At 66.1% G+C, this 20,097-nt stretch carries 21 protein-coding genes and 3 tRNA genes; 10 read left to right on the top strand and 14 right to left on the bottom strand.

What is annotated here, in order from left to right:
- Positions 1-61 precede the first annotated feature (61 nt).
- The 6 genes from clpX to PcP3B5_RS10075 form a co-directional block, all read right to left on the bottom strand.
- Positions 62-1,342: an ATP-dependent Clp protease ATP-binding subunit ClpX gene (clpX, locus tag PcP3B5_RS10100; RefSeq protein ID WP_009623458.1), complete on the bottom strand. Its 1,281-nt coding sequence runs from the start codon at positions 1,340-1,342 to the stop codon at positions 62-64.
- A 107-nt stretch (positions 1,343-1,449) separates the two neighbouring features.
- Positions 1,450-2,088, bottom strand: coding sequence for an ATP-dependent Clp endopeptidase proteolytic subunit ClpP (gene clpP, locus PcP3B5_RS10095; protein ID WP_009623460.1), 639 nt, complete (start codon positions 2,086-2,088; stop codon positions 1,450-1,452).
- A gap of 91 nt (positions 2,089-2,179) precedes the next feature.
- On the bottom strand, positions 2,180-3,490 hold the full coding sequence (tig, locus tag PcP3B5_RS10090; protein ID WP_061561168.1) for a trigger factor: 1,311 nt from the start codon (positions 3,488-3,490) through the stop codon (positions 2,180-2,182).
- A gap of 142 nt (positions 3,491-3,632) precedes the next feature.
- Positions 3,633-3,717 (bottom strand) — tRNA-Leu (locus PcP3B5_RS10085).
- 52 nt (positions 3,718-3,769) lie between these two features.
- Positions 3,770-3,845: transfer RNA gene (locus PcP3B5_RS10080), tRNA-His, on the bottom strand.
- Between the two features lie 29 nt (positions 3,846-3,874).
- A tRNA-Arg gene (locus tag PcP3B5_RS10075) sits at positions 3,875-3,951 on the bottom strand.
- A gap of 264 nt (positions 3,952-4,215) precedes the next feature.
- Between PcP3B5_RS10075 and folD the strand changes: the two genes are divergently transcribed.
- Positions 4,216-5,070, top strand: a complete 855-nt coding sequence (gene folD, locus PcP3B5_RS10070; RefSeq protein WP_061561167.1) for a bifunctional methylenetetrahydrofolate dehydrogenase/methenyltetrahydrofolate cyclohydrolase FolD — start codon at positions 4,216-4,218, stop codon at positions 5,068-5,070.
- 362 nt (positions 5,071-5,432) lie between these two features.
- Here folD and cysS read toward each other — a convergent pair whose 3' ends face one another.
- Together cysS and PcP3B5_RS10060 are read right to left on the bottom strand one after the other, a co-directional pair.
- Complete coding sequence (gene cysS / locus PcP3B5_RS10065) at positions 5,433-6,818, bottom strand: cysteine--tRNA ligase (protein ID WP_061561166.1); 1,386 nt, start codon at positions 6,816-6,818, stop codon at positions 5,433-5,435.
- Positions 6,819-8,501 (bottom strand): glutamine--tRNA ligase/YqeY domain fusion protein, encoded by a 1,683-nt coding sequence (locus PcP3B5_RS10060; RefSeq protein ID WP_061561165.1) that lies wholly within the window; start codon positions 8,499-8,501, stop codon positions 6,819-6,821.
- A gap of 123 nt (positions 8,502-8,624) precedes the next feature.
- On the opposite strand from PcP3B5_RS10060, the gene PcP3B5_RS10055 reads away from it, so the two are divergent.
- The 3 genes from PcP3B5_RS10055 to PcP3B5_RS10045 all read left to right on the top strand — a co-directional run bounded on the left by PcP3B5_RS10055 (position 8,625) and on the right by PcP3B5_RS10045 (position 10,150).
- Positions 8,625-9,119, top strand: coding sequence for a peptidylprolyl isomerase (locus tag PcP3B5_RS10055; RefSeq protein WP_009623469.1), 495 nt, complete (start codon positions 8,625-8,627; stop codon positions 9,117-9,119).
- Between the two features lie 4 nt (positions 9,120-9,123).
- On the top strand, positions 9,124-9,867 hold the full coding sequence (lpxH, locus tag PcP3B5_RS10050) for a UDP-2,3-diacylglucosamine diphosphatase (protein WP_061561164.1): 744 nt from the start codon (positions 9,124-9,126) through the stop codon (positions 9,865-9,867).
- Between the two features lie 73 nt (positions 9,868-9,940).
- Positions 9,941-10,150: a YgdI/YgdR family lipoprotein gene (locus PcP3B5_RS10045; RefSeq protein WP_061561163.1), complete on the top strand. Its 210-nt coding sequence runs from the start codon at positions 9,941-9,943 to the stop codon at positions 10,148-10,150.
- Positions 10,151-10,446: 296 nt separating this feature from the next.
- Here PcP3B5_RS10045 and PcP3B5_RS10040 read toward each other — a convergent pair whose 3' ends face one another.
- Positions 10,447-11,052 (bottom strand): MiaE family protein, encoded by a 606-nt coding sequence (locus PcP3B5_RS10040; protein ID WP_061561162.1) that lies wholly within the window; start codon positions 11,050-11,052, stop codon positions 10,447-10,449.
- Between the two features lie 179 nt (positions 11,053-11,231).
- Between PcP3B5_RS10040 and PcP3B5_RS10035 the strand changes: the two genes are divergently transcribed.
- Positions 11,232-12,095: a universal stress protein gene (locus PcP3B5_RS10035; RefSeq protein ID WP_009623480.1), complete on the top strand. Its 864-nt coding sequence runs from the start codon at positions 11,232-11,234 to the stop codon at positions 12,093-12,095.
- Between the two features lie 3 nt (positions 12,096-12,098).
- Here PcP3B5_RS10035 and PcP3B5_RS10030 read toward each other — a convergent pair whose 3' ends face one another.
- The 3 genes from PcP3B5_RS10030 to PcP3B5_RS10020 form a co-directional block, all read right to left on the bottom strand.
- A complete protein-coding gene (locus PcP3B5_RS10030) occupies positions 12,099-13,322 on the bottom strand; it encodes a winged helix-turn-helix domain-containing protein (protein ID WP_420820159.1) in 1,224 nt (407 codons plus the stop codon).
- Positions 13,323-13,383: 61 nt separating this feature from the next.
- The gene (locus tag PcP3B5_RS10025; RefSeq protein WP_061561160.1) at positions 13,384-13,854 is read right to left on the bottom strand and encodes a DUF3291 domain-containing protein; all 471 of its coding nucleotides are present in this window, start codon (positions 13,852-13,854) and stop codon (positions 13,384-13,386) included.
- Between the two features lie 35 nt (positions 13,855-13,889).
- Positions 13,890-14,123: a DUF1127 domain-containing protein gene (locus tag PcP3B5_RS10020; protein WP_009623489.1), complete on the bottom strand. Its 234-nt coding sequence runs from the start codon at positions 14,121-14,123 to the stop codon at positions 13,890-13,892.
- Positions 14,124-14,220: 97 nt separating this feature from the next.
- On the opposite strand from PcP3B5_RS10020, the gene PcP3B5_RS10015 reads away from it, so the two are divergent.
- Positions 14,221-15,075: a LysR substrate-binding domain-containing protein gene (locus tag PcP3B5_RS10015; protein WP_009623491.1), complete on the top strand. Its 855-nt coding sequence runs from the start codon at positions 14,221-14,223 to the stop codon at positions 15,073-15,075.
- A 6-nt stretch (positions 15,076-15,081) separates the two neighbouring features.
- Here PcP3B5_RS10015 and PcP3B5_RS10010 read toward each other — a convergent pair whose 3' ends face one another.
- A complete protein-coding gene (locus PcP3B5_RS10010) occupies positions 15,082-15,822 on the bottom strand; it encodes a sulfite exporter TauE/SafE family protein (protein WP_061561159.1) in 741 nt (246 codons plus the stop codon).
- A 102-nt stretch (positions 15,823-15,924) separates the two neighbouring features.
- Here PcP3B5_RS10010 and PcP3B5_RS10005 point away from each other — a divergent pair, with 102 nt between their 5' ends.
- The 4 genes from PcP3B5_RS10005 to PcP3B5_RS09990 all read left to right on the top strand — a co-directional run bounded on the left by PcP3B5_RS10005 (position 15,925) and on the right by PcP3B5_RS09990 (position 19,017).
- Positions 15,925-16,896, top strand: coding sequence for a LysR family transcriptional regulator (locus tag PcP3B5_RS10005; protein WP_061561158.1), 972 nt, complete (start codon positions 15,925-15,927; stop codon positions 16,894-16,896).
- Between the two features lie 45 nt (positions 16,897-16,941).
- Positions 16,942-17,394, top strand: a complete 453-nt coding sequence (locus tag PcP3B5_RS10000) for a MarR family winged helix-turn-helix transcriptional regulator (protein ID WP_043316076.1) — start codon at positions 16,942-16,944, stop codon at positions 17,392-17,394.
- Between the two features lie 147 nt (positions 17,395-17,541).
- The gene (locus PcP3B5_RS09995; protein WP_061561157.1) at positions 17,542-17,970 is read left to right on the top strand and encodes an organic hydroperoxide resistance protein; all 429 of its coding nucleotides are present in this window, start codon (positions 17,542-17,544) and stop codon (positions 17,968-17,970) included.
- A 27-nt stretch (positions 17,971-17,997) separates the two neighbouring features.
- A complete protein-coding gene (locus PcP3B5_RS09990; protein WP_061561156.1) occupies positions 17,998-19,017 on the top strand; it encodes an alpha/beta hydrolase in 1,020 nt (339 codons plus the stop codon).
- Between the two features lie 488 nt (positions 19,018-19,505).
- Here PcP3B5_RS09990 and efp read toward each other — a convergent pair whose 3' ends face one another.
- Entirely contained in the window at positions 19,506-20,072 is a 567-nt protein-coding gene (efp, locus tag PcP3B5_RS09985; protein ID WP_009623501.1) for an elongation factor P, read from the bottom strand.
- Between the last annotated feature and the right edge of the window lie 25 nt (positions 20,073-20,097).

The raw sequence follows: 20,097 nt of genomic DNA, 5'->3' as shown, positions 1-20,097 counted from the left end.
CAGGGAAAAAACAAGCGCGGTAGACGGGAAGGAAAAAGGGGACCCGAAGGCCCCCTTTTCTTTATGCCTCAGGCGCAGCCTTGGCAGGCTGCTCGCTGTTCTCGTAGATCAGCAGTGGCTGGGACGAGCCGTCGATGACGCTCTCGTCGATGACCACCTTGCTGACCTCGGTCTGCGAGGGGATTTCGTACATGGTGTCGAGCAGGATGCCTTCGAGGATCGAACGCAGGCCACGGGCGCCGGTCTTGCGCTCCAGGGCCCTGCGGGCGACGGCCTTGAGGGCGTCCGGGCGGAACTCCAGGTCCACGCCTTCCATCTCGAACAGCCGGGCGTACTGCTTGGTGAGGGCGTTCTTCGGCTCGGTGAGGATCTGCATCAGCGCCGCCTCGTCGAGCTCGTCGAGGGTGGCGATGATCGGCAGGCGGCCGACGAATTCCGGGATCAGGCCGAACTTGACCAGGTCTTCGGGCTCCACTTCGCGCAGGGCCTCGCCGACCTTCTTGCCCATCTCCTGGCTGCGCACTTCGGCGCTGAAGCCGATGCCGCCCTTGGTGGAACGGTTCTGGATGACCTTTTCCAGGCCGGCGAACGCGCCACCGCAGATGAACAGGATGTTGCGGGTATCGACCTGCAGGAACTCCTGCTGCGGGTGCTTGCGGCCGCCCTGGGGCGGAACCGAGGCGACGGTGCCCTCGATCAGCTTCAGCAGGGCCTGCTGCACGCCTTCGCCGGACACGTCACGGGTGATGGACGGGTTGTCCGACTTGCGCGAGATCTTGTCGATCTCGTCGATGTAGACGATGCCCATCTGGGCCTTCTCTACGTCGTAGTCGCACTTCTGCAGCAGCTTCTGGATGATGTTCTCGACGTCCTCGCCCACGTAGCCGGCTTCGGTCAGGGTGGTGGCGTCGGCGATGGTGAAAGGCACGTTCAGCAGGCGCGCGAGGGTCTCGGCGAGCAGCGTCTTGCCCGAGCCGGTCGGCCCGATCAGCAGGATGTTGCTCTTGCCCAGCTCGACGTCGTCCTTGCGGTCGCGCTGATTCAGGCGCTTGTAGTGGTTGTAGACCGCTACCGCCAGGGTTTTCTTGGCACGTTCCTGGCCGATCACGTATTGATCGAGGATGGAACGGATCTCTTTCGGCGCCGGAAGCTTGTGCGCGCTACTCTCCGCCTGTGCTTCCTGCACCTCCTCGCGGATGATGTCGTTGCACAGGTCGACGCACTCGTCGCAGATAAAGACCGAGGGGCCGGCAATCAACTTGCGCACTTCGTGCTGGCTCTTGCCGCAGAAGGAGCAATACAGCAGCTTGCCGTTGTCCTCGCCGTTGCGGGTGTCAGTCATTAGATCGTTCCAGTCGGATAGGGCTTGAAACACAAGATGAAGGCAAATGCGGGCATTTTCAAGCCCGCGAAACGGCCGGTCGCCCGGCCGTGTTCGAGCGGAAAGACTCAGGCGGCCGAGGGGCGCTGAGTGTAAACCTGATCGATCAGACCATATTGCACCGCTTCCTCGCCGCTCATGAAGCGGTCGCGGTCGGTGTCGCGGGCGATGACGTCCAGCGGCTGGCCGGTGTGGTGCGCCAGCACCTGGTTCAGGCGCTCCTTGATGAAGAGGATTTCCTTGGCGTGGATCTCGATGTCCGAGGCCTGGCCCTGGAAGCCGCCCAGCGGCTGGTGGATCATCATCCGCGAGTGCGGCAGGCAGTAGCGCTTGCCGGCGGCGCCGCCCGCCAGGAGCAGCGCGCCCATGCTGCAGGCCTGGCCGACGCAGATGGTCGACACGTCCGGCTTGATGAACTGCATGGTGTCGTAGATGGACATGCCGGCAGTCACCGAACCGCCCGGCGAGTTGATGTACAGGTGGATGTCCTTGTCCGGGTTCTCGGCTTCGAGGAACAGCAGCTGGGCCACCACCAGGTTGGCCATGTAGTCCTCGACCTGGCCGACCAGGAAGATGATCCGCTCCTTCAGCAGGCGCGAATAGATGTCGTAGGAACGCTCACCGCGGGCGGACTGCTCCACCACCATCGGCACAAGGCCACCGGCGGCCTGGATGTTCGGAACTTGCGGCATGAAGGTATTCGGCATGTCCGACGATCACTCCCTAATGAAATAGATATGTCTCAAAGACATAAGCCAGCCCGAGGGCTGGCTTATGACGATCGAACGAAGGGTTGGATCAGGCCGCCACAGGAGCTTCAGCAGGCTTGACCGCGTCTTCGTAGGATACCTGCTTATCGGTCACTTTGGCCTTCTGCAGGACAGTATCTACAACTTGTTCTTCCAGTACAACCGAGCGCACTTCGTTCAGTTGCTGGTCGTTCTTGTAGTACCAGGCGACCACTTGCTCGGGCTCCTGGTAGGCCGAAGCCATCTCTTCGATCATCTCGCGAACGCGGGCTTCGTCGGCCTTCAGCTCGTGCTGCTTGACCAGCTCGGCGACGATCAGGCCCAGGACCACGCGGCGCTTGGCCTGCTCTTCGAACAGCTCGGCCGGCAGTTGCTCGGGCTTGATGTTGCCGCCGAACTGCTGGACGGCCTGCACGCGCAGACGGTTCACTTCGTTGCCGATCAGGGCCTTGGGCACTTCGATCGGGTTGGCGGCCACCAGACCTTCCATCACCTGGTTCTTCACCTTGGACTTGATGGCCTGGCGCAGTTCGCGCTCCATGTTCTTGCGAACTTCGGCGCGGAAGCCTTCCAGGGTGCTTTCCTTGATGCCGAACAGGGCGAAGAACTCTTCGGTCAGTTCCGGCAGCTTGGGCTCGCTGACAGTGTTCACGGTGACGGTGAACTCGGCGGCCTTGCCGGCCAGGTCGAGGTTCTGGTAGTCCTCGGGGAAGCTCAGGTTGAGCACGCGCTCTTCACCGGCCTTGGCGCCGACCAGGCCTTCTTCGAAGCCCGGGATCATGCGGCCGGAGCCCAGCACCAGCAGGGTGCCCTTGGCCGAACCGCCGGCGAAGGCTTCGCCGTCGATCTTGCCGACGAAGTCGATGTTCAGCTGGTCGTCGTTCTGCGCGGCGCGCTCGACGGCCTCGAAGCGGGTGTTCTGCTTGCGCAGGATTTCCAGCATGTTGTCGACGTCGGCGTCGGCCACGTCGGCCTGCAGGCGCTCGACCTCGATGCCGTCGAAGCCGGCAACCTGGAATTCCGGGAAGACTTCGAAGGTGGCCACGTATTCCAGGCCCTTCTCCTTCTCGAACACTTTCGGCTCGACGGACGGAGCGCCGGCCGGGTTCAGCTTCTGCTCGACCACGGCTTCGTAGAAGGTTTCCTGGATCAGGTCACCGAGGGCTTCCTGACGAGCGGCGGCTTCGTAGCGCTGGCGGATCACGCTCATCGGCACCTTGCCGGGACGGAAGCCGGGAACCTTGGCGCGACGAGCGGTCTGCTGCAGACGCTTGTTGACTTCGGTCTCGATGCGCTCGGCCGGCACGCCAACGGTCATGCGGCGCTCAAGAGCGGAGGTGCTTTCAACGGAAACTTGCATGGATATTCCTCGTGGCACAGACGTAAGCCGGTCCTTCCGGCTCCCAGAATCAAGGGCAAGCATTCTAGTCACAAGAAATGCAGAAGTCACCCAGGCTGAAAGCGGCGGAAATACTCGGGCTGCGAGAGCTTCTGGAAAAGAATGGTGCGGACGGAGAGACTCGAACTCTCACAGCTTGCGCCACCGGAACCTAAATCCGGCGTGTCTACCAATTTCACCACGTCCGCAGGGAACCGCAGAAACGAAAACGCCAGGCTCGGGGCCTGGCGCTTCGGAATATGGGGTGGACGATGGGAATCGAACCCACGACACCAGGAGCCACAATCCTGTGCTCTACCAACTGAGCTACGCCCACCATATTACATGCTTCACCGAACGCCAGTATGGCGCACCCGGCAGGACTCGAACCTGCGACCATCCGCTTAGAAGGCGGATGCTCTATCCAGCTGAGCTACGGGCGCTTTAGTGGCTGCAACCCTTGCTAAGCAGATCAGTGGAAACCACTGAACCGGTTTGCACTGCCTTGGCTTTCTTGCTTCAGGCTGTGCTCGGCAAGCGGGGCGCATGTTAGCGACGAGCCCTACCCTCGTCAACGGTTTTTTCAAAAAAATTTCAAAGAGATAAAGGAGTTACGGCAAATCGGGGACGGCCCGCCTTTGCCTTATGTGGACGGCGTGCGAAAATGCGCGTCCTTTTTTCCCCGTCTCTATGGTTGCTCCTCCGACATGACCGCACAACTGATCGACGGCAAAGCGATCGCCGCCAGCCTCCGCCAGCAGATAGCCCAACGCGTCGCCGAGCGCCGCCAGCAAGGGCTGCGCATTCCCGGCCTGGCGGTGATCCTGGTCGGCAGCGATCCGGCTTCCCAAGTCTACGTCGCGCACAAGCGCAAGGACTGCGAGGAAGTGGGCTTCCTGTCCCAGGCCTACGACCTGCCGGAAAGCACCACCCAGGAAGAACTGCTGGGCCTGATCGACCGCCTCAATGCCGACCCGGCGATCGACGGCATCCTGGTCCAGCTGCCCCTGCCCGCCCAGCTCGACGCCTCGCAGTTGCTGGAACGCATCAACCCGGACAAGGACGTGGACGGCTTCCACCCGTTCAACGTCGGCCGCCTGGCCCAGCGCATCCCGCTGCTGCGCCCGTGCACCCCGAAAGGCATCATGACCCTGCTGCAAAGCACCGGCGCCGACCTGTACGGCATGGACGCGGTGGTGGTGGGCGCCTCCAACATCGTCGGCCGCCCCATGGCCCTGGAGCTGCTGCTGGCCGGCTGCACCGTGACCGTCACCCACCGCTTCACCCGCGACCTGGCCGACCACGTGCGCCGCGCCGACCTGGTGGTGGTGGCCGCCGGCAAGCCGGGCCTGGTCAAGGGCGAGTGGATCAAGGAAGGCGCCATCGTCATCGACGTGGGCATCAACCGCCAGGCCGACGGCCGGCTGGTGGGCGACGTGGAATATGAAGTGGCGGCCGAGCGCGCCAGCTGGATCACCCCGGTGCCGGGCGGCGTAGGCCCGATGACCCGCGCCTGCCTGCTGGAGAACACCCTGTACGCTGCGGAAGAGCTGCACGTCTGACCGGCAGCCCTGCCCCGACGGGAAAAGGCCGCATCCGCGGCCTTTTTTCATGGCGAAACCATTGCATCCCGGCACCTTGTAGGAGCAGGCCCTGCCTGCGATTCGCGCGCAGGGCGCGCTCCTACAGGGGGCGGAGTGCTGGGGCAGCGTAGGATCTCATCCGCGAATCGCGCCGGAACGCCCGGCTATCGCGGACAAGGTCCGCTTACGTTGCAGCCCCGTAGGATGGCGTTGAGCGAAGCGATACCCATCACCACGGCAGCATGGGTATCGCAAGCTCAACCCATCCTACGAAGAGCTCCTCGGCGCAATCGGCAGAAAAAAGGCCGCATCAGCGGCCTTCTTTTCTTATCAGCGGCGGATCACTCGGCCAAACGCCAGGTGGTGCCGCCCTTGCCGTCTTCCAGAACCACGCCCATGGCGGTCAGCTCGTCGCGGATGCGGTCCGACTCGGCCCAGTTCTTCGCCGCGCGGGCTTCCAGGCGGGCCTGGATCAGCGCTTCCACCTGGGCGGCGTCGACCTTGCCGGCGGCGCCAGCCTGGAGGAAGGCATCCGGCTCCAGTTGCAGTACGCCGAGCAGGCCGGCCAGCTCGCGAAGCTTCGCCGCCAAGGCCGCTGCTGCCTGCAGGTCGGCCTCACGCAGGCGGTTCACTTCGCGGGCCATCTCGAACAGCACGGCAACGGCTTCCGGGGTATTGAAGTCATCGTCCATGGCCGCGGCGAAACGCTCGGCGAAGGCTTCGCCACCGGCCGCCTCGACCTCGGGCAGGCCGCGCAGCGCGGTGTAGAAGCGTTCCAGCGCGCCCTTGGCTTCCTTGAGGTTGTCCTCGGAGTAGTTGATCGGGCTGCGGTAGTGGCTGGACACCAGCAGGAAGCGCACTACCTCGGGATGGTACTTCTCCAGCACCTCGCGGATGGTGAAGAAGTTGCCCAGGGACTTGGACATCTTCTCGCCGTCCACGCGCACCGCGCCGGCGTGCATCCAGGTGGCCGCGTAGGGCTTGCCGGTGGCCGCCTCGCTCTGGGCAATCTCGTTCTCGTGGTGCGGGAATACCAGGTCCGGGCCGCCGCCGTGGATGTCGAAGGTCTCGCCCAGGCAGCAGGTGGACATCACCGAACATTCGATGTGCCAGCCCGGGCGCCCGGCGCCCCAGGGCGATTCCCAGCTCGGCTCGCCGGGCTTGGCCGCCTTCCACAGCACGAAGTCCAGCGGGTCTTCCTTGGATTCGTCGACCTCGATGCGCGCGCCGATGCGCAGGTCTTCGATCTTCTTGCGCGACAGCTTGCCGTAGCCGACGAACTTGCCGACGCGGTAGTAGACGTCGCCATTGCCCGGAGCGTAGGCGAAACCCTTGTCGATCAGCGTCTGGATCATCGCGTGCATGCCGGCGATGTGGCCGGTGGCGCGCGGCTCGACGTCCGGGCGCAGCACCGACAGGCGCGCCTCGTCCTCGTGCATCGCGGCGATCATGCGTTCGGTCAGGGCGTCGAAGGGCTCGCCGTTCTCCTGGGCGCGACGGATGATCTTGTCGTCGATGTCGGTGATGTTGCGCACGTAGGTCAGCTCATAGCCGCGCTGGCGCAGCCAGCGGGCGATGACGTCGAAGGCGACCATGACGCGGGCGTGGCCGATGTGGCAGAAGTCGTACACGGTCATGCCGCACACGTACATGCGCACCTGGTTGCCGACCAGCGGCTGGAACGGCTCCTTGGCCTTGCTCAGGGTGTTGTAGAGGGAAAGCGCCATTTACTGCCCCCAGGAATCGCGCAGGGTCACGGTGCGGTTGAAGACCAGGGCGCCGGCCTTGGAATCCTTGCTGTCGGCGCAGAAGTAGCCTTCGCGCTCGAACTGGAAGCGATCCTCGGCGCCGGCGCTGGCCAGCGACGGCTCGGCGCGGCAACCCTTGAGCACCACCAGGGACTCGGGGTTGATGTTGTCGAGGAAGCTGCCGCCCTCTTCGGACTTTTCCGGGTTGGCCGAGCGGAACAGGCGGTCGTACAGGCGCACTTCGCACTCGACGCTCTCGGCGGCCGGCACCCAGTGGATCACGCCCTTGACCTTGCGGCCTTCCGGGTTCTTGCCCAGGGTGTTCTCGTCGTAGCTGCAGCGCAGTTCGACGATGTTACCGGCGGCGTCCTTGATGGCTTCGTCGGCGCGGATCACGTAGCTGCCGCGCAGGCGCACTTCGCCACCGGGGACCAGGCGCTTGTAGCCGGCCGGCGGGACCTCCTCGAAGTCGCCGGCGTCGATGTAGATCTCGCGACTGAACGGCAGCACGCGCACGCCCATGTCCTGCTTCGGATGGCGCGGCAGCTCGAGGTTCTCGACCTGGCCTTCGGGGTAGTTGGTGATGACCACCTTCAGCGGCTTGAGCACGCACATGGCGCGCGCGGCGTTGGCGTCCAGGTCGTCGCGGATGGCGAATTCCAGCATGCCGATGTCGACCACGCCACCGGCGCGGTTCACGCCGATCATGTCGCAGAAGTTGCGGATCGAGGCCGGGGTGTAGCCGCGGCGGCGGTAACCGGAGAGGGTCGACATGCGCGGGTCGTCCCAGCCGCTCACGTGGCCTTCGTCGACCAGTTGCTTGAGCTTGCGCTTGCTGGTGATGGTGTAGTTCAGGTTCAGCCGGGCGAACTCGTACTGGCGCGGCTGCGCCGGCACCGACAGGTTGGCCAGGAACCACTCGTACAGCGGGCGATGGTCCTCGAACTCCAGGGTGCAGATGGAGTGGGTGATGCCCTCGATGGCGTCCGACTGGCCGTGGGTGAAGTCGTAGCTGGGGTAGATGCACCACTTGTCGCCGGTCTGGTGGTGATGGGCGTGGCGGATGCGGTAGAGGATCGGGTCGCGCAGGTTGATGTTCGGCGAGGCCATGTCGATCTTCGCCCGCAGCGACTTGGCGCCGTCGGGGAACTCGCCGGCCTTCATGCGCGCGAACAGGTCGAGGTTCTCTTCCACCGAGCGCTCGCGGAACGGGCTGTTCCTGCCCGGCTCGGTCAGGCTGCCGCGGTATTCGCGCATCTCTTCGGCATTGAGGTCGCAGACGAAAGCCTTGCCGGCCTTGATCAGGTCCACCGCCCAGGCGTGCAGTTGGTCGAAATAGTCGGAGGCGAAGCGCACCGGGCCGGCCCACTGGAAGCCCAGCCACTTCACGTCGGCCTCGATGGCGTCGATGTATTCCTGGTCTTCCTTCGCCGGGTTGGTGTCGTCGAAGCGCAGGTGGCAGTCGCCGCCGAAGTCACGGGCCAGGCCGAAGTTCAGGCAGATCGACTTGGCGTGGCCGATGTGCAGGTAGCCGTTGGGCTCCGGCGGGAAGCGGGTGACGATCTTCTGGTGCTTGCCGCTGTCCAGGTCTGCCTGGACGATGGGGCGCAGGAAGTTGGCGGCGACAGTGGCTTCTTTCGAATCGGCGGTGGGCTTGCTCATGGTGTCCTTGATCGTTACTGACGTTCGGCCAGGGTAGGCCGGCCAAACCAAAGCGCTTATCATAGCCGAAGCTGTCAACCCCCTGACAGGCCTTCGATTTTCCCGACAGAGTGGAATCCCCTCATGATCAAGCTGCACACCAACCATGGCGTCATCACCCTGGAACTCTTCGAAGACAAGGCCCCGGAGACCGTGGCCAACTTCAAGGAGTACGTGAAGAGCGGTCATTACGACAACACCATCTTCCACCGCGTGATCAACAACTTCATGATCCAGGGCGGCGGTTTCGAACCGGGCATGAAGCAGAAGAGCACCCGCGCCCCGATCAAGAACGAGGCCAACAACGGCGTCGGCAACAAGGTCGGCACCGTGGCCATGGCCCGCACCATGGAGCCGCATTCGGCCAGCGCGCAGTTCTTCATCAACGTCGCCGACAACGACTTCCTCAACCACAGCGCGCCGACCGTGCAGGGCTGGGGCTACTGCGTGTTCGGCCAGGTGGTCGATGGCATGGACGTGGTCAACAAGATCAAGGGCGTGGCCACCACCATGCGCGCCGGCCATCAGGACGTGCCGAGCGAAGACGTGATCATCGAGAAGGCCGAGATCGTCGAGTGAGTCGATGAGCGTCCTGTTCATCTCGGACCTGCATCTGGAAGCGGAACGCCCGGACATCACCCGGGCGTTCTTGCATTTCCTGCGCAGCCGCGCCCGCCAGGCCGAAGCGCTCTACATACTCGGCGACTTCTTCGAGGCCTGGATCGGCGACGACGGCATGGACGAGTTCCAGCATTCCATCGCCCGCGCCCTGCGCGAACTGGCCGATAGCGGTACGCGCATCTACCTGATGCACGGCAACCGCGACTTCCTGATCGGCAAGGCGTTCTGCCGCGAGGCCGGCTGCACCCTGCTGCGCGACCCCAGCCTCATCGAGCTGAACGGCGAGAAGGTGCTGCTGATGCACGGCGACAGCCTGTGCACCCTGGACGTCGGCTATATGAAGCTGCGCCGCTGGCTGCGCAATCCGGTCTCGCTGTTCATCCTGCGCAACCTGCCGCTTTCCAGGCGCCACCAGCTGGCGCGCAAGCTGCGCAAGGAAAGCCGCGCGCAGACGCGCATGAAGGCCAGCGAGATCGTCGACGTGACGCCGGAAGAGGTGCTGAAGGTCATGCGCCAGCATGGCGTGCGCACCCTGATCCACGGCCACACCCACCGCCCGGCGGTGCACGAACTGCAGCTCGACGGCCAGCCGGCCCGGCGCATAGTCCTCGGCGACTGGGACCGTCAAGGCTGGGCCCTGCAGGCCGACGCCAACGGCCTGCACCAGGCGCCCTTCAGTCTCGAAGCGGAGCCGTCCGGCCACTGACGCGGATCAACTTCATGGCCCCGGGCCAGCAGCTATGCTCAATGCATCCATAGCCGCATCGTCCGGGATCGCCATGAAAAAACACCTGCTGCTCGCCGCTTGCCTGCTCGCCCTCGCCGGTTGTTCCAGCGAGTACATCATCAGCACTGCCGATGGCCAGATGATCACTACCGACAACAAGCCGAAGCTGGACAAGGCCAGCGGGATGATTCGCTTCGAGGATGCAGAGGGGCGGGAGCAGATGATTCCGCAGTCGCAGATTCGGCAGATCATCGAGCGCTGAAGGCGCCCCCATTGCATGGGGCGTTATCCACCAATCGCGGACGGAGTCCGCTCCTGCGCCCGTGCTTTGCAACTGTCTTGCCGGCTGCACCGAGGCGCTCTTCGCAGGATGGGTTGAGCCTTGGCGAAACCCATGCGGTCGTGATGATGGGTATCGCTTCGCTCAACGCCATCCTACGAAAAACCGTGCTTTCCCGGAGGTGTAGGAGCGGACTCCGTCCGCGATTGGGGCCGCCGGCCACGCTGGGTTATCCGGTAGCACCGAGCCCCTTCCCCCCAACCTGAAAGCCAAAGGCCTCAAGCCACCCGCGGCACACCGCTATGAAAGCGGAACTCCTCGTCCGGCGAACTGATGAGAGCCGCCTCAACCTCACGAATATCCTCCACCCGCCGCTGGATATCGGCCTCGTCGCCATACCGCCGCGCCAATGCCAGGTATCCCTGGAAGTGCCGCGCCTCGGACTTGAGCAGCGAACCATAGAACTTCGCCAGGTCCGCATCCAGGTGGTCGACCAGGGCGGCGAAGCGCTCGCAGCTGCGGCATTCGATGAAGGCGCCGACGATCAGGGTGTCGACCAGCTTGTGCGGCTCGTGGTTGCGCACCGCCGCGCGCAGGCCCGAGGCGTAGCGGCCGGCGGAGATCGGCCGCAGGGCGATGCCGCGCTTCTTGAGGATCGCCAGCACCTGCTCGTGGTGGCGCAGTTCCTCGCGCGCCAGGCGCGACATGAAGTTCACCAGTTCCTCGTGGGCGCTGTACTTGGCGATCAGCGCCAGGGCGGTGCTGGCGGCCTTGAACTCGTTGTTCTTGTGGTCGATCAGCAGCACTTCCTGGTCCCGCAACGCGGCCTCGACCCAGGCATCGGGCGTGGCGCAACCGAGGAATTCGCGGATTTCGGACAACATGACGGGCTCCAGTCACTCATCGCCGCCGCGCAAAAGGGTTCGCCGGCGGCCAAAGGCGGAGCATTATACGAATGCAGCGGCGCACGGCCAGCGCCACACTTGATGCACCTCAAGAACCGCGCGGCCGGATCGCGTCTACAGTTGCTGCAAAGCAACGGCAAGTGCCAAGGGAGACGACCATGCAAGCCATCCGCAGCATTCTCGTAGTAGTGGCCCCCGACCAGCCCGACGGCCTGGCGCTCAAGCGCGCCAAGCTGATCGCCAGCGTCACTCAATCCCACCTGCACCTGCTGGCCTGCAGCAAGCAAGGCGACGCCGGCGCCCGGCTGGAGGAGCTGACCGCCAGCCTGCGCGAGGAAGGCTACAGCAGCAGTTGCCGGCAGGCCTGGCACGACAGCCTGCACGCCACCATCATCGCCGAGCAGCAGGCCGAGGGCTGCGGCCTGGTGGTCAAGCAGCACCACCCCGACAGCCCGTTGAAGAAGGCGCTGCTCACCCCCGACGACTGGAAGCTGCTGCGCTACTGCCCCGCTCCCGTGCTGCTGGTGAAGAGCGCCACGCCCTGGGCCGGGCGCAACATCCTCGCCGCGGTCGACGTCGGCAACAACGACGCCGAGCACCACGCGCTGCATGCCAATATCGTCAGCCACGCCTACGACATCGCCGGGCTGACCCACGGCCAGTTGCACGTGATCAGCGCCCACCCCTCGCCGATGCTGTCCGCCGCCGACCCGACCTTCCAGCTCAGCGAGACCATCGAGGCCCGCTACCGCGAGGCCTGCAAGGCGTTCCAGGCCGAGTACGGGGTGGACGACCAGCATCTGCACATCGAGGAAGGCCCGGCCGACGTGCTCATCCCGCGTACCGCGCACCAGCTGGACGCGGCGGTGACGGTGATCGGCACCGTGGCGCGCACCGGCTTCTCCGGCGCGCTGATCGGCAACACCGCCGAGGTGGTGCTCGATGCCCTGGAAAGCGACGTGCTGGTGCTCAAGCCGGACGAAGTCATCGCCCACCTCGACGAGCTGGCGGCCAAGGCCTGACAGCTAGGCGCCAGCCCCGGCTCCGAGCAGCGCCCGCAGGCGGACGCCCTCCGCCTTGCGGCAGTTCACGCGCACATCCTCCAGGCCCAGCCAGGTGGCCATTTCGCGCAACTGGCCGGCCAGCGCCAGCATGCCCTCCTCGCCCAGCGGCTGCTGCTCCTCGTGCACGGCATGGACCGCCAGGCGCCCCGCCGCCCGCTCGGCGCGCAGGTCGATGCGCGCCGCCAAGCGTTCGTCGAACAGGAAGGGCAGCACGTAGTAGCCGTAGACCCGCTTGTGCTGCGGGGTGTAGATCTCCAGGCGGTAGCGGAAGTCGAACAGCCGCTCGGTGCGGGTGCGCTCCCACACCAGGGAGTCGAAGGGCGACAGCAGCGCGCTGGCCGCCACCTTGCGCGGAATGACCGGCTCGCCGGCGACGTAGGCCGCCTGCGGCCAGCCCTGCACGCGCACCTGGCGCAGCGCGCCGGCCTCGACCAGTTCGGCCAGGCGCGCCTTGCTGTCCGCCGGCTCCAGGCGGAAGTAGTCGCGCAGGTCGGTCTCGCTGGCCACGCCCAGGGCGTTCGCGGCGTGCAACAGCAGGCCACGCTGGGCCTGCTCGGCATCCAGCTCGGGCGCATCCAGCACGGCGGCGGGCAGCACCCGCTCCGGCAGGTCATACAGCCGCTCGAAACCTCGGCGCCCGGCCACCGTCACCTCGCCCGCGGCGAACAGCCATTCCAGGGCGTGCTTCTCGTCGCTCCAGTCCCACCAGGGGCCGGCCCGCTCGCTGCGGGTGGTCAGGCTGCCGGCGCCCAGGGCGCCCTGCTCGCGCACCGCCTGCAGCACGCGCTCGATCACCTCGCGGCGCTCCTCGCCGAAGCGCGCCAACTGCTTGTAGATGCCCTGCCCCACGGCCGCGCGGCGCATGCGCCAGCGCATCAGCGGATAGAGCTCCAGCGGCAGCAGGGACGCCTCGTGCCCCCAGTACTCGAACATCCGCCGATGCCGCCCGGCGCTCCAGGCCGCCTCGTCCAGCAGGGCCTGCGGGTAGCTGCCCAGGCGCGAGAACAGCGGCAGGTAGTGCGAGCGGGTCAGGGCGTTGACCGAGTCGATCTGCAGCACGCCCAGGCGTTCCAGCACCTGCTGCAGGTGCCGGCGCTGCACCTGGGCGCGCGGCCGCCGGCTGGCGAAGCCCTGGGCCGCCAGTGCCAGGCGGCGGGCTTGCTTGAGGGACAGGCTGTCGGTCATGGGCACTTCCTGCCGGCTGGATCGAAGCCCCGATCCTACGCCAAAGCCGCCAACGCCGACATCAGGCCGGCAGGGCTTGCGCGCTGGGCGCGGGGAACGGCCGGGCGATGCTGAAGGCTGCGGCGCTCGGCCCGTGCTCGGCCAGGCGCTGCAAGGCCGCGCGGGCCTGCTCCAGGGTCGGCAGTTGCCCGGCCGGCAGCCACCAGAGCGCCAGGCTCGGCCCCGGCAGCTTCTCCATCCATTCCTTGCGCCGGCGCAGTACGCTCAGGTGCTCGCCGCCATAGACATAGTCGCGCAGCGCCTCCAGGGACTCCCAGAGCGACAGGTTGACGATGATCCGCGGGTCGGCGAAGGCCTGGACGCCGGTGGCGTCGCCCGCCTCGTCCTGCAGGCGCCAGACGAAGCCGGGGCTGGCCTCGGCCAGGGCGTTGATGGGCGCCAGCTGGTCGACGAAATCCTGCATCAGCGGGTGGTCGAGAGGAGCCCTGGCCCGGGCGATGTTGACCTGGGCCAGGTGGTAGTGGTGCGGCATGGGCCTTTCCTTGTGCTCGTGGATATGGAAGAGGATCAGCGACGCAGGTGGTCGATCCAGAAGGGCTTCTCTGCCTCCTGCAGGATGTCGGCGCGGCTCAGGCCGATGTCCTTGAGCGCCGCATCGCTGAGCCTGGCCAACTGCTCGCGCTGCCGGGCCAGTTCCCGCCAGCGGCGGATGCGGCCCAGCAGGCGCTGCCAGAAGGCCGCGCCGGCGTGCCGGCGGGTGAATGCCGAGGGTGTCATCACGAAACCGAATTGCGCTTTCATCGTGTCGTCCTCCCTGTGGGGTTGGCGCCAGTCTCGCGCCGGGCATAAGATCAATCCAACGAATCATTCTTATGCATCCCATCTTGGAGATTGATGTATGAGCGCCTTCCCCAGCATCGACAGCGAACTGCTGCGCACCTTCGTCGCCATCGCCGACCACGGCGGCTTCACCCGCGCCGCCGAGGTGGTCAACCGCACCCAGTCGGCGGTGAGCATGCAGATGAAGCGCCTGGAGGAAGACGTACTGGAACGCACCCTGTTCGAGCGCGACGGCCGCCAGGTGCGCCTGACGCCCGAAGGCCAGGTGCTGCTGGGCTACGCGCGGCGCATCCTGCGGCTGCAGGGCGAGGTGTTCAACACCCTGCGCCAGCCGCACATGGTCGGCGCGGTGCGCATCGGCACGCCGGACGACTACGTGATGCGCTTCCTCCCGGAAATCCTCTCGCGCTTCGCCCAGGCCTACCCGCTGGTGCAGGTGGAAGTGCATTGCGAGAGCTCCTCGCAACTGCTCACCCGCAAGGACCTGGACCTGACCATAGTCACCCGCGAGCCGGGCACCGAGATCGGCCAGCTGCTGCGCCAGGAGCCCTTCGTCTGGATGGCCGCGGAAAGCTTCTGCCCGCAGGAACAGCGCCCGCTGCCGCTGGCGATGTTCAATACCACCTGCTTCTGCCGCGCCTGGGCCTGCAATGCCCTGGAAGCGCTGGAGATCGACTACCGCATCGCCTACAGCAGCCCCAGCCTCTCCGCGCTGTTCGCCGTGGCCAGCGCGGGCCTGGCGGTCACCGCCCAACTGCGCAGCCTGCTCACCGGCAACCTGCGCATCATCGGCGAGGAGGAAGGCCTGCCGGCCCTGCCCTCGGCGAGCATCGTGCTGCTGCGCAACCCGGCGCGGCAGTCGCCGGTCACCGACAAGCTGGCCGACTACATCGTCGAAGGCTTCGCCGCCTGAGCCGGCTCACTGGCGCAGCAGGAGCAGCGCGCAAACCACCAGGAACAGGCTGAAGGCGAAGCGCAGAGCGCGCTCGGGCAGCGCATGGGCCAGCTTCACGCCCCAGGAGATGCTCAGCAGGCCGCCGGCCGCGAGGCAAGCGCCCATGCGCCAGTCGACGTGGCCATGCAGCGCATAGGTGCCCAGCGCCACCGCCGTGCTCGGCGCGGCCAACGCCAGGGCCAGCCCCTGGGCCACCACCTGGGTGAAGCCGAACAGCGAGGTCAGCACCGGCGTGGCCAGCACGCCGCCGCCCACCCCGAACAGCCCGCCCAGGGAACCCGCCCCCAGGCCGAGGGCGGCGAACCAGGGCAGGCCCGGTGTTTCCTCGCGCGGCTGCGCCTCGCTGCGCTGGCGCAGCAGCAGGTAGCCGGCCAGGGCCAGCAGGAACACCACGAAGGCCGTGCGCATGTGCGCCGCGTCGATGCGAAGCGCCAGGCTGGAAGCGAGGAAGGCGCAGAGCAGGCCGGTCACCGCAAGCACCGCCGCCTGGCCGGGATCGATACGATTGCGCTGGTGATAACGGCGCAGCGCCAGCAGCACGTTGGGCACCACCATCACCAATGCCGTGCCCTGGGCCAGTTGCTGGTCGAGGCCGAACAGCACGCCCAGCGCCGGGATCGCCAGCAGGCCGCCGCCGATCCCGAACAACCCGCCCAGGCAACCCAGGACCAACCCCAGGACGAAATCCAGCCCCATCTCCAGCATGCGAACCTCCAAATACGTCGAGACCATGCTAGAAAACCGCCGCTGGATGGGAAACGCAAAGCCCAGCACAATGGCTTTGCGCTTTACGCATAGGCAAGCACCATGACTCCCACCGCCCTGGAAGACCAGCTGGATCTGTTCCTCGACGTGCTCGACAGCGGCAGCTTTTCCGCCGCCGCGCGCCTGCGCCAGCTCACACCCTCGGCGGTGGCGCGGCGCATGGATGCCCTCGAACGCGGCCTCGGCAGCCCGCTGCTGGCCCGCAGCACCCACGTGGTGCGCGCCACGCCGGCGGGCCTGGCCTTCGCCGAGCGCGCCCGGCGCATAGTCGAGGAACTGCGCCAGGCCCGCGCCGAGGCGGTGTCGCTGAGCACCGCGCCCGAAGGCCTGATCCGCATCGACGCGCCCGTGCCCTTCGGCCGCCGCCACCTGGCGCCGGCCATCGCCGACTTCCTCAAGGCCAACCCCGGCCTGGACGTGCAGCTGCGCCTGATCGACAGCTTCACCGACCTGCAGGGCGACAACCTCGGCCAGGTCGACCTGGTGCTGCGCATCGGCCCGCTGCCGGACAGCCGCCTGGTGGCCACGCCGCTGGCGCCCATGCGCCGCATCGTCTGCGCCAGCGCCGACTACCTGGCCCGCCACGGCCGGCCGACCTCGCCGCTGCAGTTGCCCGAGCACGTCGGCCTGGACTGGGAAGGCCTGGCGCCGCCGCTGGCCTGGCGCTTCGCCGTCGACGGGCGCCTGCAGCACCTGCGCCCACGGCGCCTGCGGCTGACCGCCAACAACGCGGAAACCCTGGTCGAAGGCGCCCTGCAGGGGCTCGGCGTGGCTCACCTGCCAACCTGGCTGTGCAGCGAATACCTGGTGCGCGGCGAACTGCAGCCGCTGTTCTGCGAGCCGGGCCTGCCGGAAGCCGAACCGGGCGGCATCCACGCCCTGCGCCTGGAGCGCGGCACCCACCCGCGCAGCCAGCGCCTGCTGGCCTTCCTCGTCGAGCGCTTCGGCTTCCCGCCACCCTGGGACAGCGCCCTCGCCGCGCACCTGGCAGGCAAGGAACTGGCGAAGAAATAGCCAGCGCGCTAAATTAAGGCGCAATCATCTATTCGGAGGCCCGTCATGAGCCAACCCAAGGACGCCTGCGAATCGCTCAAGCTCGACAACCAGCTGTGCTTCGCCCTCTACTCCACCTCGCTGCAGATGACCAAGGTGTACAAGCCCCTGCTCCAGCAACTGGGCCTGACCTATCCGCAGTACATCGCCATGCTGGTGCTCTGGGAGCAGGACGGCATCACCGTCGGCGAGATCAGCGCGCGCATGCTCACCGACCCCGGCTCCCTCACCCCGCTGCTCAAGCGCCTGGAAGGCGAAGGCCTGATCACCCGCAAGCGCAGCGCCAGCGACGAGCGAGTGGTCGAACTGCGCCTGACCGACAAGGGCCGGGAGTTGCGCCAGCAGGCCGAGAGCATCCCGGCCTGCATCCTCGCCGCCAGCGGCCTGTCCCTCGAAGAACTGGGCAGGCTGAAGAACGAACTGGTGGACCTGCGCGGCAGCCTGCAAGGCTCGGACTAGACGCTTATTCCCTACATCGCCATTTCTTATCGCGAATTCTTCCAATAAATATATTGCGCGCAAAATAACTCAGGACTAACTTCTGCCTCACACACTTATTTATCGCGCAAAATTTTAAAGAGCAAACAGATATCCGGAGACACCGCCATGCAAACCATCAAAGCCCTCTACACCGCCACTGCCACCGCGACCGGAGGCCGCGACGGCCGCGCCGTCTCCTCCGACGGCAACCTCGACGTGAAACTGACCACCCCGCGCGAACTGGGCGGCCAGGGCGGCGCCGCGACCAACCCCGAACAGCTCTTCGCCGCCGGCTACTCGGCCTGCTTCATCGGCGCGCTGAAGTTCGTCGCCAGTCAGAGCAAGCGTCAACTGCCCACCGACGCCTCCATCACCGGCAAGGTCGGCATCGGCCAGATCCCTGGCGGCTTCGGCCTGGAAGTGGAACTGAACATCGCCCTGCCGGGCCTGGAGCGCGCCGTCGCCGAGGAACTGGTGGCCGCGGCCCACCAGGTCTGCCCGTACTCCAACGCCACCCGCGGCAACATCGACGTGCGCCTGAACATCGCCGTCTGACCCACGCAGCCCAAGGAGACCCCGAACATGAAAGCGCTCAGCAAAACCCTCGCAGGCGGCCTGCTCGCCCTGGCCGTCGGCAACGCCTTCGCCGCCGGCAGCCCCGGCGTGCAGCACGACACCCAGGCCTTCCTCGAAGCCCTGCAGGCCGGCGGCGGCAAACCTCTGGAAACCCTGTCGCCGAAAGACGCCCGCGCGGTACTGAGCGGCGCCCAGGCCTCGGTGAAGGTCGACCTTTCCGGCACCAACGTCAGCGAGAAGACCATCCAGACCGACGGCCAGCGCATCAGGCTGACCATCGTGCGCCCGGCAGGCGCCAAGGGCACCCTGCCCGCTTTCATGTTCTTCCACGGCGGCGGCTGGGTGCTGGGCGACTACCCGACCCACGCCCGACTGATCCGCGACCTGGTGGTGAACTCCGGCGCGGTGGCGGTGTACGTCGACTACACGCCCTCCCCCGAGGCCCATTACCCGGTGGCGATCAACCAGGCCTACGCCGCCACCAGGTGGGTGGCCGAGCACGGCAAGGAAATCGACGTCGACGGCGCGCGCCTGGCGGTGGCCGGCAACAGCGTCGGCGGCAACATGGCCGCGGTGGTCGCGCTGATGGCCAAGGACAAGGGCACGCCGAAGCTGCGCTTCCAGGCCCTGCTGTGGCCGGTGACCGACGCCAGCTTCGAAACGGGCTCATACGGCCAGTTCGCCCAGGGGCACTTCCTCACCAAGCCGATGATGCAGTGGTTCTGGGACAGCTACACCACCGACGCCAAGCAGCGCGCCGAAATCTACGCCTCGCCGCTGCGCGCCAGCACCGAGCAACTGAAAGGCCTGCCGCCGGCACTGGTGCAGACCGCCGAGTTCGACGTGCTGCGCGACGAAGGCGAAGCCTACGCCCGCAAGCTGGACGCCGCCGGCGTGGCCGTCACCGCCACGCGCTACAACGGCATGATCCACGACTACGGCCTGCTCAACCCGCTGGCCAAGGTGCCCGCCGTGCAGGCCGCCATGCGCCAGGCCGGCGAGGAGTTGAAGGCGCACCTGAAATAACCCGCGCCAGAACCGAAAAGGCCCGGCATCTGCCCCCTCACCCCAACCTTCTCCCGAAGGGAGAGGGGGCAGTTCGTGCCACCGGGGCGTCCGGCGTGGCCGGTGGTTCCAATCGCGGACGGAGTCCTTCCCGGCAACTTGTAGGAGCGGGCCCTGCCCGCGATTCGCGCGCAGGGCGCGCTCCTACAAGGGGAGCGAATCGCGGGCAGGGCCCGCTCCTACCCCCTCCGGCAAACACAAGACCCGTAGGATGGCGTTGAGCGAAGCGATACCCATCACCACGACCGCATGGTCAACCCATGCGTTGAGGCGCACCTCGGCGCAGCCGGCAAGACAGTTGCTCCTACGCCCGGGGCGCCTGGTTCGGGCCTGCGTGGCGGGGAGTTCGCGAATGAAAAAATGCCGTTTCTCCCAGAAAGAGAAACGGCATTCTTTCTTGAGTGAAAAGCTCTACGGCATCTGCCGGGCTTTTCACATCACGCGAAGGCTCAAGCCTTGACGCGGGACTTGTACTCGCCGGTGCGGGTATCGATCTCGATGGAGTCGCCGATTTCGCAGAACGCGGAAACCTGCAGCTCGGCACCGTTCTTCAGGCGAGCAGTCTTCATGACCTTGCCGGAAGTATCGCCACGGACGGCCGGCTCGGTGTAGACGATTTCACGAACGATGGTGGTCGGCAGTTCGACGGAGATCACCTTGTCGTTGTAGAAAACCGCTTCGCAGACGTCGGTCATGCCGTCTTCGATGAAGGTCAGCACGCCTTCCAGGTCGCCCTTCTCGATCTCGTACTGGTTGAACTCGTTGTCCATGAAGACGTACAGCGGGTCCGCGAAGTAGGAGTAGGTCACTTCCTTGCGGTCGAGGATGATCGGTTCCAGCTTGTCATCGGCCTTGAACACGGTCTCGGTGCCGGCGCCGGTCAGCAGGTTCTTCAGCTTCATCTTGACGACGGCGCTGTTACGGCCGGACTTGTTGAACTCGGCCTTCTGGATGACCCAGGGGGCGCCGTTGATGTTGGCAACCTGGCCTGCGCGGAACTCTTGAGCGGTTTTCATACGAATATCCGATTTGGATTGGAGA

This window comes from Pseudomonas citronellolis, from assembly GCF_001586155.1.
In the GTDB taxonomy this organism is placed as follows: domain Bacteria; phylum Pseudomonadota; class Gammaproteobacteria; order Pseudomonadales; family Pseudomonadaceae; genus Pseudomonas; species Pseudomonas citronellolis.
The sequence above is the reverse complement of the archived record's forward strand: the minus strand, read 5'-3'. Positions and strand labels throughout refer to the sequence as shown.

Bases quoted from the DNA above. Each gene is read 5' to 3' on its own strand.
- tig (WP_061561168.1), bottom strand. From the start codon at position 3,490: ATGCAAGTTTCCGTTGAAAGCACCTCCGCTCTTGAGCGCCGCATGACC.
- PcP3B5_RS10000 (WP_043316076.1), top strand. From the start codon at position 16,942: ATGAGCCAACCCAAGGACGCCTGCGAATCGCTCAAGCTCGACAACCAG.
- PcP3B5_RS10005 (WP_061561158.1), top strand. From the start codon at position 15,925: ATGACTCCCACCGCCCTGGAAGACCAGCTGGATCTGTTCCTCGACGTG.
- PcP3B5_RS10055 (WP_009623469.1), top strand. From the start codon at position 8,625: ATGATCAAGCTGCACACCAACCATGGCGTCATCACCCTGGAACTCTTC.
- clpX (WP_009623458.1), bottom strand. From the start codon at position 1,342: ATGACTGACACCCGCAACGGCGAGGACAACGGCAAGCTGCTGTATTGC.
- PcP3B5_RS10015 (WP_009623491.1), top strand. From the start codon at position 14,221: ATGAGCGCCTTCCCCAGCATCGACAGCGAACTGCTGCGCACCTTCGTC.
- clpP (WP_009623460.1), bottom strand. From the start codon at position 2,088: ATGCCGAATACCTTCATGCCGCAAGTTCCGAACATCCAGGCCGCCGGT.
- PcP3B5_RS10040 (WP_061561162.1), bottom strand. From the start codon at position 11,052: ATGTTGTCCGAAATCCGCGAATTCCTCGGTTGCGCCACGCCCGATGCC.
- PcP3B5_RS10025 (WP_061561160.1), bottom strand. From the start codon at position 13,854: ATGCCGCACCACTACCACCTGGCCCAGGTCAACATCGCCCGGGCCAGG.
- PcP3B5_RS09990 (WP_061561156.1), top strand. From the start codon at position 17,998: ATGAAAGCGCTCAGCAAAACCCTCGCAGGCGGCCTGCTCGCCCTGGCC.
- efp (WP_009623501.1), bottom strand. From the start codon at position 20,072: ATGAAAACCGCTCAAGAGTTCCGCGCAGGCCAGGTTGCCAACATCAAC.
- PcP3B5_RS10045 (WP_061561163.1), top strand. From the start codon at position 9,941: ATGAAAAAACACCTGCTGCTCGCCGCTTGCCTGCTCGCCCTCGCCGGT.
- PcP3B5_RS10010 (WP_061561159.1), bottom strand. From the start codon at position 15,822: ATGCTGGAGATGGGGCTGGATTTCGTCCTGGGGTTGGTCCTGGGTTGC.
- cysS (WP_061561166.1), bottom strand. From the start codon at position 6,818: ATGGCGCTTTCCCTCTACAACACCCTGAGCAAGGCCAAGGAGCCGTTC.
- PcP3B5_RS09995 (WP_061561157.1), top strand. From the start codon at position 17,542: ATGCAAACCATCAAAGCCCTCTACACCGCCACTGCCACCGCGACCGGA.
- PcP3B5_RS10020 (WP_009623489.1), bottom strand. From the start codon at position 14,123: ATGAAAGCGCAATTCGGTTTCGTGATGACACCCTCGGCATTCACCCGC.
- lpxH (WP_061561164.1), top strand. From the start codon at position 9,124: ATGAGCGTCCTGTTCATCTCGGACCTGCATCTGGAAGCGGAACGCCCG.
- folD (WP_061561167.1), top strand. From the start codon at position 4,216: ATGACCGCACAACTGATCGACGGCAAAGCGATCGCCGCCAGCCTCCGC.
- PcP3B5_RS10060 (WP_061561165.1), bottom strand. From the start codon at position 8,501: ATGAGCAAGCCCACCGCCGATTCGAAAGAAGCCACTGTCGCCGCCAAC.
- PcP3B5_RS10030 (WP_420820159.1), bottom strand. From the start codon at position 13,322: ATGACCGACAGCCTGTCCCTCAAGCAAGCCCGCCGCCTGGCACTGGCG.
- PcP3B5_RS10035 (WP_009623480.1), top strand. From the start codon at position 11,232: ATGCAAGCCATCCGCAGCATTCTCGTAGTAGTGGCCCCCGACCAGCCC.